Raw genomic sequence first — 13,113 nt, forward strand, 5'->3', positions numbered from 1 at the left:
GGCAGGATGGGGCCATGGTTGAGGAAGGTGCGCTGCTCTGGGAGCCGTCCCCCGAGGTGATCGGCAATGCGAAGATCACCCGGTTCGCCGAATGGCTGGGGCGTCCCGAGCACGATTACGACGCTCTGTGGCGATGGTCGGTCGAGTCTCCCGAGGAGTTCTGGCCGGCGGTCTGGGACTATTTCTCGGTCGTCGGTGACCGTGGCGACGGGCCCGTCGTAAGTGGAACGATGCCGGGCGCGAAATGGTTCGGAGGAGCGGCGCTGAACTACGCCGCGAACGCCCTGCGTGGTGACTCCGGGCGCCTGGCCGTCATCGCCCGCGACGAGACCGGCGGGCGGCGCACGCTGACGTACGGGGAGCTTGCCGAGGAGGTCGCCCGCGTGCGGGCGGGGCTGGTGCGCCACGGCGTCACCCGGGGCGATCGCGTGGCGGCCTACCTGCCGAACACCCCTGAGGCGCTGGTCGCCTTCCTCGCCACCGCCAGCCTCGGCGCGATCTGGTCGTCTTGTTCGCCCGACTTCGGCGCCTCCAGCGTCGTCGACCGCTTCACACAGATCACGCCGAAGGTGCTGATCGCGGTCGACCGTTACCGGTACAACGGCCGCGAGTTCGACCGCTCGGACGTCGTCGCCGACATCGCCGCCCGGCTGCCCGGCCTGGCCGCGACCGTGGTCGTCGGCGCCGAGTCGTGGGAGGAGCTACGGTCGCGTCCGGCGCCGCTGGACTTCGAGCCGGTGCCGTTCGACCACCCCCTGTGGGTGGTGTACTCCTCCGGCACCACCGGGCTGCCCAAGCCGATCGTCCACGGGCACGGCGGCATCGTGCTGGAGCACCTGAAGGCGCTGAGCTTCCATCAGGACCTCGGCGAGCAGGACGTGTTCTTCTGGTACACCACCACCGGCTGGATGATGTGGAACTTCCTGGTCGGCGGGCTGCTGGTCGGCGCGACCGTGGTCCTGTACGACGGCAGCGCCGCGCATCCGCGGACCGACGCGCTGTGGCGGCTGGCCGCGGAGGAAGGCGTGACCTACTTCGGCACCGGCGCGCCGTACATCATCGCCTCCATGCGCGAGGGGGTGCGCCCGTCCGGCCTCGACCGGTTGCGCGGGGTCGGCTCGACGGGCTCGCCGCTGCCCCCCGAGGGCTTCGCGTGGTTGTACGAGGTGCTGCCCAAGGTGCAACTCGGGTCGTTCTCCGGCGGGACCGACGTGTGCACCGGCTTCGTGGGCGCGGTGCCGTTGCTGCCGATCAGGGCCGGGGTGATCTCCTGCCGCTGCCTGGGCGCGCTGGTCGAGTCCTTCGACCCCGACGGCAAACCGCTGATCGGCGAGGTCGGCGAGCTGGTGGTCACCCGGCCCATGCCCTCCATGCCGGTGATGTTCTGGAACGACCCGGACGGCACCCGGTACGAGGAGAGCTACTTCGCCGAGTACCCAGGGGTATGGCGGCACGGAGACTGGATCAAGATCCTGCCCGACGGCGGCTGCGTGATCTACGGGCGTTCGGACTCGACGCTCAACCGCGGCGGGGTCCGCATGGGCACCAGTGAGTTCTACCGCGTCGTCGAGCGCTTCCCCGCCGTCGCGGACAGCCTGGTCATCGACACCGGGCAGCTCGGGCAGGAGGGCAGGCTGCTGCTGTACGTGACGATGGCCGAGGGCGAGGCGCTGACCGATGCGCTGGTGAGGGAGCTGAAGAACGCGCTCAGGACCGAGCTGTCGCCGCGCCACGTGCCCAACGAGATCATCGAGGTGCCTGGCATCCCGCGCACGCTGAGCGGCAAGAAGCTGGAGGTGCCGGTACGCAAGATCCTGCTCGGCACGCCCGTGGAGAAGGCCGCCAACACCGGCGCCATGGCCAACCCGGAGGTCCTCAAGCACTTCGTCCCGTGAGGCCCGTCCCCCCGGAGGCCCGGCCGCCGCGTCCGGCGGCCGGGAGAGCGGAGAGGCCGCGAGCGGGGCGGCGGCCGGGACTACGAGGGTCCGCGAGCGGGGCGAGCGGGAGTGGGGCGGAGCCGCCGGGGGGATCGGCGGCCGGGAGCCGGGGTCGAGGCCGCCTGGCGGGGCGGCCTCGCCATGAGAGACGCGGGGAGAGGCCTACTGGTTCGTGGCGGTCTGGTCGTCGGCCTGCCCTTCGGCCGGCGTGCCGCAGGCGTAGTCCTTGGGCAGCTCAGGGGCGATCACGATGTCGCCGAGGTTGGTGCCCTCGGCGGCCCGGCGGATCGTGACCTGCTTCTCGCAGTCGTAGAAGGCGTAGACGCCGTCGGACTCGCCGAGGAGCAGCATCGACCGGCCGTCATAGAGCGGCTTGTCGTCGCCGTCCTTGAGCACGGCCCACTGGTCCTGGAAGCCCACGAAGTCCAGCAGATTGTTGCCCGCGAGGCCCGGCAGAGGATCGGACTTGCCGTACTGGTACACGTCCGCGGCCGCGAGGACCATCTGCCAGATGAGCAGCCACCCCAGGCCGATGCCGGTCAGGGCGCCCACGACCAGCCTCATTCCGGCGCGGCCGACCGGCTTGCGGCGCATCAGCCGGAACGGCACCAGGAACGTCAGCACGCCGAGTCCCACGGCGATGGGCACCATGGCCGCGGCCGTGACGTCGCCGAGGACGCTGAACACGCCCCAGTAGGTGGCGCCGCTCCACAGCGCGGCGATCGTCGCGGCCACCCAGGGGTGCTCCCGGAAGAAACCCACCAGCCGTGACAGCCCACCGAAGGTCAACTTGTCGAGCACCCAGTACAAGGCGACCAAGAGCCCGAGCGTGGGCAGGGCGATGAGCAGCAGCAGGATCAGGGTGCCGGAGAGCCGGCCGAACAGGACGGCCTGGTCGATGCCCGCCTGCTGCGGCGTGATGCCGAAGAGGTTGTAAATCGCCTCGATGCCGAGGTAGAGCACCGCGTAGAGCCCGACGCCGATCGGCAGGACCACTGAGGCGATCCGTTCGAGCAGGGCCATGGCGCTCGGCTTCTCGTCGTCCGCTCCAGAGGGGGCCGGGGCGTTGGCGCTGGTATTCGTCCCATTAGAGGTATGTTCTACAGGAACCTGCTGATTGATCACGGCGTATGAGCGTAGCGGCGCTACTGAGCGGTAATAGACTTTTAAACATTTCGGTCACCGCCGGAATACGGCCGGTTCAGGTGGCGAACACCTGCGCGTCATCGGCGAACGCCTTGAACTCAAGGGCGTTGCCGGCGGGGTCGAGCAGGAACATCGTCCACTGCTCTCCCGGCTCTCCGGCGAAGCGCAGGTAGGGCTCGATCACGAAGCGGGCCCCCGCGGCCCGGAAGCGCTCGGCCAGCCGGTGGAACTCCGGAGTGGCGAGGATCAGGCCGAAGTGCGGGACGGGCACGTCGTGCCCGTCCACCGGGTTGTGCGCCGTGGCAGGGGGACGCGGGGCGAGATGCGTGACGAACTGGTGCCCGAGCAGGTTCCAGTCGATCCAGCGCTCGGAGCTGCGCCCCTGCTCGCAGCCGAGCACCTCGCCGTAGAAGACCCGGGCGGCCGCGAGGTCGTCGACCGGGACGGCCAGGTGGAAGCGGGGGATGGACGGGGCGGGCGAAGCCATGCGGATCTCCTCGTGGTCCGTGCGGGTCACAAGGTCAGTATGGACACACCGGGACGAACGGGCCGCCCGGGGGAGTCGGGATCGTTCATCCCCAGACCGCTCGCGGACGTCTCATCACCCCAGGAACCAGACGGCCCGGACGGTCCGGCCATTCCGGGACGGCCCGGGCGGTGGGGCAGGGGCAGCCGGGGCAGCCGGGCGGCCCAGGGAGCAGGGGCGCCCCGGGAGCCGGGGCAGGTCGGCCAGGTTCTTTCGGGGGGTCAGATCGCCTGGGGGAAGCGGAAGAGGCGGGCGGGGTCGTAGGTGGCCTTGGCCTTGGCCAGGCGCGTGGCGTTGGCACCGTAGTAGGCCTGACGCCAGCCGCTCAGCGCAGGGTCGATGTAGTTGACATACGCATGGTCGCCGAAGTGGGGTGCCATCGCGCCGTGCGCGCCGCGCAGCCAGGCCGCCGCGCCTGCCATGTGCGCGTAGTACTGCACGCTGAACAGCGCCGCGCGGTGCGGGAAGGCGGTGGCGCCGGGCTTGACCCGCCCGACCGCCCCGCCGAGGGCGTCCAGCAGCACGGCGTGCCTTCCGGGGCGCGCCACCCGGTCGACCAGGGTGCCGACGCCGGACGCCGACAGGGGTCGGTAGGCCATGTGCGACTTGGCGCCGAACGCGTCGCGCGGGAAGCGGCCGTCGGCCGTCCGCCCCGGCAGGTTCCCCGGCCGGTGGCACTGGGAGACGGTGCGGGAGGAGCAGCCCGCCTCGATCATCATGGCGTGCTGGTAGGAGGTCCGGGTGAGGTACCGGCTGGACGGCTCGGACCCGATCTTGGCGATCAGCGGTTCGAGCAGCCGTTCGCACTCGGCTCGCGGGCCGACGTAGACCCCGCCGATCTGCAGGTCCAGCGAGGGGTCCTGGGACAGGTGGAGGTTGCTCCACAGCGCGTCGGGCGCGAACGGCGCCCACGCCTGCCAGGCCGCGACCGCCTTGCGCGCCCGCGACCAGGGCCAGTGCAGGAAGAACAGGGTGAGGTCCTGCGCGTGGTGGGTGCGGAAGGTGAACGACACCGCGACGCCGAAGTTGCCGCCTCCGCCGCCGCGCGAGGCCCAGTACAGCTCGGGGTCGTGGCGGGCGTCGCAGGTGCGCACCCGCCCGTCGGCCGTGACGATCTGCAGTGACTCCAGCACGTCGCAGGTGAGGCCGTACTTTCTCGCGACGACGCCGATGCCGCCGCCGAGTGTCAGGCCCGCGACGCCCACGGTGGGGCACGAGCCCGCCGGAATGCTGACGCCGCGCGCGGCCAGTCGGTCGTAGACGTCGACGAGCTGCGCGCCCGCGCCCACGACGGCGCGGCCGGAGGAGGCCCGGACGGTGTTCATGCGCGAGACGTCGATCACCAGTCCGGTGCCGGTGGACCATCCCGCGTAGCTGTGGCCGCCCGACCGCGAGGTCACCGGCACGCCGAGCCGCCGCGCGAAGGCCAGGCACTCGGCCACGTCGGAGGGGTTGGCGCAGTAGGCCACGCCGCTCGGCCGGATGCCGTCGAAGGAGGGGTTGTACAGGCGGCGCGCCGCGTCGTAGGAGGCGTCGCCGGGACGGACCAGCCGGCCCGCGAGACCTCTGCCGAGAGAGGACCAGTCGGAGGGGGACGGAGCGCCGCGCGCGCCGGTGCGCGCCACGGTGCCCGTAGCGGACGCGGCGGACGGCGCCGACCCCGCGGCCGCCGGCCCCGTGCCGGAGGACGCCGTGCCTGGGGACGCGGGGCCCGAGCCGACCGGCCTGCCGGTCGCGGCGGCCGTCGTGGCCCGCGCCGCGACTCCGGACGGGGCGCAGGCGGTGGCCGCGGCCGCCGCGGCGACGGCGGAGGCCCGGAGGAAGGTCCGCCGGTCGAGCGCGGGATGCATGATCACTCATCTTTCGGAACGGGCGACAGTGGCGAAGGTAACGCCTGTCCTATGAGACGTCCCCGAAAGGGTCATGGTTTATCACGGATCGGTCACGGCGCACGTGGTGGCCGTGGAAGACTCGCACTGACAGGGGAATTGCGCACGATATCGCACAAGTTGACGTTTCAGGTGTGATGGGCTGATATCGGGTACGGCGGGATGGAACTGGTCAACGGCGATCGAGCTCCGGCCCGCCCGTGGAGGTGTCGCGCATCCGGGTGCGTGGCATGCCCCTGACGTGACCCCCGCCCCGGACCAGACCGACGCGTACAAGGCGAACACTCACAAAGGAGTGAGAAGCGACATGCCGCTCGAAGAGGCAAAGGATCAGCTGCTCCGGTCCGCTGCTGAACTGTGTGCTGGTACCCCGGAGGCCGACCACCTTGACGGTGAGAGCATCCTGGCGTTCCTCCGGCTCTACTATCGGCATGTCGCGCCCGAGGACGTGATCGACCGCGACCCCGCCCAGGCCGGCGCCGTCGCGCTGGGCCATCGGATGTTCGCCTCGCACCGCCCGCAGGGACGGGCGCTCGTGCGCGTCTACGCGCCCGAGCCGCAGGACAAGGGCCAGGCGGGCGGCGCGGTCGTCGAGGTCACCACCGACGACATGCCCTACCTGGTCGACTCGGTCACCATGGAGCTCGAGCGCCACGGCATCGGCAGCCAGCTCGTCGTGCACCCGCAGATCAAGGTGCGCCGCGACATGACCGGCCGCATGCTCGGCGCCGACGACGCCGACCTGACCGGGCAGTTCCTCGTCGAGTCGTGGATGCACATCGAGCTCGACCGCCGGCCCGCCCCCGAGGTGCTCGCCGAGATCGAGGGCGACCTGCAGCGGATCCTGCAGGACGTCCGCTCCGCCGTCGAGGACTCGGCCAAGATGCGGGCCCTGGCGCTGAGCATCGCCGCCGACCTCGAGTCCGCGCCGCCCGCGCTCCCGCGGGGCGACGTCGCCGACAGCGTCGAGCTGCTCCGCTGGCTGGCCGACGGCCACTTCAACTTCCTCGGCTACCGCGAGTACCGCCTGGAGCAGGCGCCGGACGGCGACGGGCTGCGCGCCTTCCCCGGCACGGGCCTCGGCATCCTGCGGGCCGACAAGGCCGGCTCGGCCAGCTTCGCCGCCATGTCGCCCGAACTGCGCGCGAAGGCCCGCGAGAAACAGCTTCTCGTGGTGACCAAGGCCAACAGCCGCGCGACCGTGCACCGTCCGGCCTACCTGGACTACATCGGCGTCAAGGTCTTCTCCCCCGAGGGCGAGGTCGTGGGCGAGCGCCGCTTCCTCGGCCTGTTCTCCCACGTCGCCTACAGCGAGTCCATCGCGCACATCCCGGTGCTGCGCCGCCGCCTCGCCGAGGTGCTCGACCAGGCGGGCCTGCCCGCGGACAGCCATGACGGCCAGGATCTCATCGAGATCCTGGAGACCTACCCGCGCGCCGAGCTGTTCCAGGTGCACGCCGACGAACTCGCGCCGATGGCGCTCGAGGTGCTGCGGCTGCGCGAGCGCAAGCGCGTCAAGCTCTTCCTGCGCGCCGACGACTACAACCGCTACATCTCCTGCCTGATCTACCTGCCCCGTGACCGGTACAACACCGACGTGCGCGTCCACATGCAGGAGATCCTGCTGGAGGCGCTCGACGGCGCGACCCTCGACTACAGCACGATGCTCGGCGAGTCGCCCCTGGCCCGCCTGCACATCGTCGTGCGCGGCGAGCGCGGCAAGGCCCTCGGCAGGCGCGAGGTCGACGTGCCGGCGCTGGAGGCGCGCATCGCGGCCACCACCCGCACCTGGGAGGACGACCTCCTCGACGCGATCGCGCTGATCCCCGACGAGCAGGTCGCGCGGCTCCCGTCCGGGCGGGCGGGGACCACGCTGTCCAGCAGGTACGCGGAGGCGTTCCCGGAGGGCTACAAGGCCGACTTCGACCCCGGCACGGCCGTCGCCGACCTGTGCACCCTGGATCGCCTCGCCGGCGCTCCCGGCGAGGTCGCCATGAACCTGTACCGGCCCAAGGACCGCGTCCAGTGCGAGTGGCGGTTCAAGCTCTTCCGCATCGGCGCGCCCGTCTCGCTGTCGGACGTGCTCCCGCTGCTGTCGCGGATGGGCGTCGAGGTGGTGGACGAACGGCCGTACCAGATCGGCAGCCCGGGCGAGCAGCCCGCCTGGATCTACGACTTCGGCCTGCGCTGCCCGTCCACGGTGACGATCGGCGACGAGGACTTCAAGCGGCTGTTCGAGGACGCCGCCGGGGCGCTGTGGCGTGGCGAGATCGAGAGCGACGGGTTCAACGGGCTGGTCATCGCCGCGGGCCTGACCTGGGAGCAGGCGCTGTTCCTGCGCGTGTACGCCAAATACCTGCGCCAGGCCGGCACCGCCTTCAGCCAGCGCTATATCGAGAAGGTGCTGCTCGGCAACATCCGGCTGGCCAAGCTGCTCGTGCGGCTGTTCGAGGCCCGGCTGGACCCGCGCCGCGCCGACGACGTGCGCGAGGACATCGCCGACGCGCTGCACGAGGAGATCCTCGCGGCCCTGGACGAGGTGGCCTCGCTGGACGAGGACCGCATCCTGCGGGCCTACCTGGAGATGATCTGCGCGACGCTGCGCACCAATGCCTTCCAGCGGGCGGACGGCGGGCGCAAGCCCTACATCTCGCTGAAGTTCGACTCCTCGGTGATCAGCGTGCTGCCGCTGCCCCGCCCCAAGTACGAGATCTTCGTGTACTCGCCGCGGGTGGAGGGCGTCCACCTGCGCTTCGGGAAGGTGGCGCGGGGCGGCCTGCGGTGGTCCGACCGCATGGAGGACTTCCGCACCGAGGTGCTCGGCCTGGTCAAGGCCCAGATGGTGAAGAACACCGTCATCGTGCCCACCGGCTCCAAGGGCGGCTTCGTCGTCAAGCGGCCGCCGGCCGGCGGGGGCCGTGACGAGGTGCTGGCCGAGGGCGTGGCCTGCTACCGGCAGTTCATCTGCGGCCTGCTGGACATCACCGACAACCTCGTCGACAACCAGGTGGTCCCGCCGCACGGCGTCATCAGGCACGACGGCGACGACACCTACCTGGTCGTCGCGGCGGACAAGGGAACCGCCACCTTCTCCGACATCGCCAACAGCGTCGCCAAGGAGTACGGCTTCTGGCTCGGCGACGCGTTCGCCTCCGGCGGTTCGGTCGGATACGACCACAAGGCCATGGGCATCACCGCGCGCGGCGCCTGGGAGTCGGTCGCCTACCACTTCCGCTCGATGGGCGTCGACGTCCAGAGCACCGACTTCACGGTGGCGGGCGTCGGCGACATGTCCGGCGACGTGTTCGGCAACGGCATGCTGCTGTCCCGGCACATCAGGCTGGTCGCGGCCTTCGACCACCGGCACATCTTCGTCGACCCCTCGCCCGACGCGGGGAAGGGCTTCGCGGAACGGTCACGCCTGTTCGAGCTGCCGCGCAGCTCGTGGGCCGACTACGACACCGAGGCCATCTCGGCCGGCGGCGGCGTCTGGCCGCGCACGGCCAAGTCGGTGCCGGTGTCCCCGCAGATGCGCGCCGCCCTCGGCATCCGCGAGGGCGTGGCGGCGATGACGCCGAGCGACCTGATCAGCGCCATCCTCAGGGCCCCGGTGGACCTGCTGTGGAACGGCGGCATCGGCACCTACGTCAAGTCCTCCGCCGAGAGCCACGCCGACGTGGGCGACAAGGCCAACGACGCGCTGCGGGTCAACGCCTCCGACCTGCGCTGCAAGGTGGTCGGCGAGGGCGGCAACCTCGGGCTCACCCAGCTCGCCCGCATCGAGTTCGCGCTCAACGGCGGTTACGTCAACACCGACTTCATCGACAACTCGGCCGGCGTGGACACCTCCGACCACGAGGTCAACATCAAGGTCCTCCTGGACCGGCTGGTGCGCGACGGCGAGCTGAACGAGTCCGACCGCGACCAGCTCTTCCTGGACATGACCGACGAGGTCGCCGGCCTGGTGCTGCGCGACAACAAGGCGCAGAACATCGTCCTTTCCGCCGCCCGCTCGCAGGCGCCGGAGATGCTGCACATCCACGCCCGCTACCTGCGCAAGCTGGAACGCGACGGTCTGATCAACCGGGAGCTCGAGGCCCTGCCCTCGGACAAGACGCTGGCCGAGCGGCGCCAGGCCCACCTCGGGCTGACCGCGCCGGAGTTCTCGGTGCTGCTGGCCTACACCAAGCTGGTGGCCGACCACGAGCTGCTCGCCTCCGACCTGCCCGACGACCCCTACCTGACCTCATGGCTGGTGTCGTACTTCCCCTCGGCGCTGCGCGAGCGCTTCCGCGCCGCGATGGACGCCCACCCGCTGCGCCGCGAGATCATCACCACCTGTGTGGTGAACGACCTGGTCAACGCCAGCGGCACGACGTTCATGTTCCGCTTCGGCGAGGAGACCGGCGCCTCCACCCCCGACATCGCCCGGGCCTACCTGGTGTCGCGGGAGGTCTTCGAGCTGCCGGGCTTCTGGCGGGCGGTGGAGTCCCTGGACAACAAGGTCGACACCGCGACCCAGCTCGCCATGCTCCTTGAGGGCCGCAAGCTCGCCGAGCGCGGCGCGCGGTGGCTGCTCGGCAACCGCCGTCCGCCGCTCGACCTGGCCGGCGCGACGCGGTTCTTCGTGGAGGGCGCCAACGGGCTGCTGCCCCACCTGCCCAAGATGCTCGCCGGCCCCGACCTCGCGGCCTTCGAGGAGCGCCGCGACGGCTACCTGGCCCGGGGCGTGCCGGCCGACCTGGCCGAGCGCGCGGCGGTGATGGTGCCGGCGTACTCGACGTTCGACCTGGTGGAGATCTCCTCGTTCACCGGCCGCCCGGTGAACGACGTCGCGGAGGTCTACTTCGACCTGGCCGAGCGGCTCCAGCTCGCCCGGCTGCGCGAGCGGGTCATCGCCCTTCCCCGCGACAACCGGTGGAACTCGATGGCCAGGGCCGCGCTGCGCGACGACCTGTACGCCGCGCACGCCACGCTGACCAGGGATGTGCTCGTGCACAGCGAGCCGGGGCTGTCCCCCGAGGAGCGCCTCGGCCGCTGGTCCGAGGTCAACTCGGCCGCCGTCGCGCGGGCGCGCCAGACGCTGTCGGAGATCTGGGAGAGCGACCACTTCGACCTGGCCACGCTCTCGGTCGCGCTCAGGGCCATCCGCACCCTGGTGGCGACCAGCAACCTTCCCCACGCCGGACGCTGAGGGAACCCGGCCGCGCGAACGGCGCGGCCGGGACCCGGGTCGGCCGGGACCCCGCTCGGCCGGGGGCCGGGCGACATGAGGGTCGCCGGCCGGCGACCCGAGCGTCACTTGGGGGGGAAGATGAACGGGGCGGTGACGCTCGTGGCGGCGCCGTCGAAGCCGACGATCGTGGCCGGCTGGCCGGCGCCCCTGCGGGCCACGTGGCCGACGTACTGCTGGGTCTCGACCATGCGCAGTGTGGTGGGCACCAGGACCCTGCCGACGGTCCACCGGACGGCCTTCGGGACCGGCACCAGGCCCGCGGCACGGGAGACCTTGGCCTGGCGGAGCGTCGTGCGCGTCAGGGAGTAGAGGATGGCCGCCCCGCCGTCGGTCGTGCGCAGCGCGTAGATCGGGAAGGCCGTGGCGGCGAACAGCGAGTCGTACAGGAAGCCGCGCGACTTGTACTCGGGCTGGAGCTTCTCGACCTCGTCGAAGTAGCCGGTGGTCAGCGGCCCCGGCGCGATCAGGCTCGCCGCGTACCCCTTGGGGCCCTCCTCGGCGATGGTCGCGTGCAGCGGCGCCATCAGGTGCGGGCTGATCGCGACCGAGTCGTCCCGCGTGGCCAGCGGCGTCGCGTACCCCTCGTCGTCCAGCGCGACGGCGGGCGGCTCGGCGCGCGGCTCGAGCAGCGAGGCGAAGCTGAGCTGCCAGTCGGAGGTCTTGTACTGCTTCATGAAGGCCAGCACCGCCGTGCGGCTCTTGCCCTTGGAATCCTCGCGCCGGACGACCGCCGCGAACCAGTAGGGATAGCGGTCGGGCCGCAGGCGCGGCACCAGCAGCGCCGGCCTGTCCCAGCGGTAGCGGGAAGGCCGCAGACCGGTCGACTCGAACGCCACCACGGTGAGCGGCCGCTGCGCGTCCCGTGACTGCTCGACGGCGTAGGACTCGGCGCCGCCCGCGCGGGCGACGTCGTCGGCCGCGAGGATCTCGCGCAGCACCGTGCCGGCCTCGGTGAGCGTCACCGCCGGCTCCTCGCGCGCGGCGGAGGGGCCGGGCGTGGCGGAGGCGCTGGTGACCGGGGACGCCGGGACCGCGCCGCGACTGATCCGCGCGGGCGGCGCCGTACAGGCGAGCAACGCGCAGGCCAGCGAAGACAGCGCGAGGGCCGCACGCATGGTCCTGGTCACGCTCGCCTCCCGATGAGTCCCCCCGCAGAACGCCCATGCTAGCCACGCGCGAGGTGGCTCCGGCTTCGCGTACTCTTGGCAGATGTGGCAGCCATCGATCCCGCAGAAGAGATCAGCGAGCTTACCGGCACTCTGAAGGGCATTCAGGATGTGCTGGATCTCGACGTCATGCGCAAGCAGATCGCCGAGTTGGAGGAGCAGGCTGCCGCGCCCGACCTGTGGAACGACCCTGAGCAGGCGCAGAAGGTCACCAGCAAGCTCTCCCACATGCAGGGCGAGCTCAACCGCGTCGAGAACCTGATCCGGCGGCTGGACGACATCTCCGTCCTGTACGAGCTGGCAGAGGCCGAGGACGACGCCGACACGCGCGAAGAGGCCGGCCGCGAGCTGTCCTCCCTGCGCTCCGACGTCAACGCCCTCGAGGTGCGCACCCTGCTCGCGGGTCCGTACGACGCCCGCGAGGCGCTCGTGACGATCAACTCGCAGGCCGGCGGCGTGGACGCGGCCGACTGGGCCCAGATGCTCCTGCGCATGTACCTCCGGTGGGCCGAGCGCAAGGGTCACTCCACCGAGATCTACGACACCTCCTACGCCGAAGAGGCGGGCATCAAGTCCGCGACCTTCGTGGTCAAGGCGCCCTACGCCTACGGGACGCTGCGGGGCGAGCACGGCACCCACCGGCTGGTCCGCATCAGCCCGTTCGACAACCAGGGCCGCCGCCAGACCTCGTTCGCGGGCGTCGACGTGGTGCCGGTCGTCGAGCAGACCGACCACATCGACATCAACGAGGACGATCTGCGCATCGACGTCTACCGTTCCTCCGGCCCCGGCGGCCAGGGCGTCAACACCACCGACTCCGCGGTGCGCATCACCCACCTGCCGACGGGCATCGTGGTCTCCTGCCAGAACGAGCGCTCCCAGCTGCAGAACCGCGCCTCGGCGATGACGGTGCTGCAGGCCAAGCTGCTCGAGCGCAAGCGGCAGGAGGAGGCCGCGAAGATGTCCGAGCTGCGCGGCGAGTCGACGACCTCGTGGGGCACGCAGATCCGCAACTACGTCCTGCACCCCTACCAGATCGTGAAGGACCTGCGCACGTCGGTCGAGGCGGGCAACCCGACCTCGGTGCTCGACGGCGACCTCGACGAGTTCATCGAGGGCGAGATCCGCTGGATGCGCCGTCAGGAGGCCGGCGGCGCGGCAAGCTGATCACCGCGAGCCGAACCGGGGCGCCGCCACAGTGCCGCCCCTGAAT

At 71.2% G+C, this 13,113-nt stretch carries 7 protein-coding genes; 3 read left to right on the forward strand and 4 right to left on the reverse strand.

Annotated features, from left to right (window positions below):
- Window positions 1–14 precede the first annotated feature (14 nt).
- The gene (locus tag ACFO60_RS12745; protein ID WP_380840276.1) at window positions 15–1,895 is read left to right on the forward strand and encodes an acetoacetate--CoA ligase; all 1,881 of its coding nucleotides are present in this window, start codon (window positions 15–17) and stop codon (window positions 1,893–1,895) included.
- Window positions 1,896–2,099: 204 nt separating this feature from the next.
- Here ACFO60_RS12745 and ACFO60_RS12750 read toward each other — a convergent pair whose 3' ends face one another.
- From ACFO60_RS12750 to ACFO60_RS12760, 3 genes are all read right to left on the reverse strand, one after another.
- Entirely contained in the window at window positions 2,100–2,960 is an 861-nt protein-coding gene (locus tag ACFO60_RS12750; RefSeq protein ID WP_380840277.1) for a hypothetical protein, read from the reverse strand.
- A gap of 178 nt (window positions 2,961–3,138) precedes the next feature.
- Window positions 3,139–3,570, reverse strand: coding sequence for a VOC family protein (locus tag ACFO60_RS12755; protein WP_380840313.1), 432 nt, complete (start codon window positions 3,568–3,570; stop codon window positions 3,139–3,141).
- A gap of 260 nt (window positions 3,571–3,830) precedes the next feature.
- Window positions 3,831–5,459: an FAD-binding oxidoreductase gene (locus ACFO60_RS12760; RefSeq protein ID WP_380840278.1), complete on the reverse strand. Its 1,629-nt coding sequence runs from the start codon at window positions 5,457–5,459 to the stop codon at window positions 3,831–3,833.
- A gap of 346 nt (window positions 5,460–5,805) precedes the next feature.
- Between ACFO60_RS12760 and ACFO60_RS12765 the strand changes: the two genes are divergently transcribed.
- Window positions 5,806–10,692, forward strand: coding sequence for an NAD-glutamate dehydrogenase (locus ACFO60_RS12765; RefSeq protein WP_380840279.1), 4,887 nt, complete (start codon window positions 5,806–5,808; stop codon window positions 10,690–10,692).
- A gap of 104 nt (window positions 10,693–10,796) precedes the next feature.
- Here ACFO60_RS12765 and ACFO60_RS12770 read toward each other — a convergent pair whose 3' ends face one another.
- Window positions 10,797–11,861, reverse strand: a complete 1,065-nt coding sequence (locus ACFO60_RS12770) for a DUF8094 domain-containing protein (RefSeq protein ID WP_380840280.1) — start codon at window positions 11,859–11,861, stop codon at window positions 10,797–10,799.
- Window positions 11,862–11,945: 84 nt separating this feature from the next.
- Between ACFO60_RS12770 and prfB the strand changes: the two genes are divergently transcribed.
- Window positions 11,946–13,067, forward strand: coding sequence for a peptide chain release factor 2 (gene prfB, locus ACFO60_RS12775; protein ID WP_380840281.1), 1,122 nt, complete (start codon window positions 11,946–11,948; stop codon window positions 13,065–13,067).
- The last annotated feature ends 46 nt before the right edge of the window (window positions 13,068–13,113 follow it).

The sequence above is a fragment of the Sphaerisporangium dianthi genome, from assembly GCF_042654065.1.
Classification (GTDB): Bacteria; Actinomycetota; Actinomycetes; order Streptosporangiales; family Streptosporangiaceae; genus Sphaerisporangium; species Sphaerisporangium dianthi.

Excerpts from the sequence above, each read along its gene's own strand:
- ACFO60_RS12745 (WP_380840276.1), top strand. The coding sequence starts at position 15 with ATGGTTGAGGAAGGTGCGCTGCTCTGGGAGCCGTCCCCCGAGGTGATC.
- ACFO60_RS12750 (WP_380840277.1), bottom strand. The coding sequence starts at position 2,960 with ATGGCCCTGCTCGAACGGATCGCCTCAGTGGTCCTGCCGATCGGCGTC.
- ACFO60_RS12755 (WP_380840313.1), bottom strand. The coding sequence starts at position 3,570 with ATGGCTTCGCCCGCCCCGTCCATCCCCCGCTTCCACCTGGCCGTCCCG.
- ACFO60_RS12760 (WP_380840278.1), bottom strand. The coding sequence starts at position 5,459 with ATGCATCCCGCGCTCGACCGGCGGACCTTCCTCCGGGCCTCCGCCGTC.
- ACFO60_RS12765 (WP_380840279.1), top strand. The coding sequence starts at position 5,806 with ATGCCGCTCGAAGAGGCAAAGGATCAGCTGCTCCGGTCCGCTGCTGAA.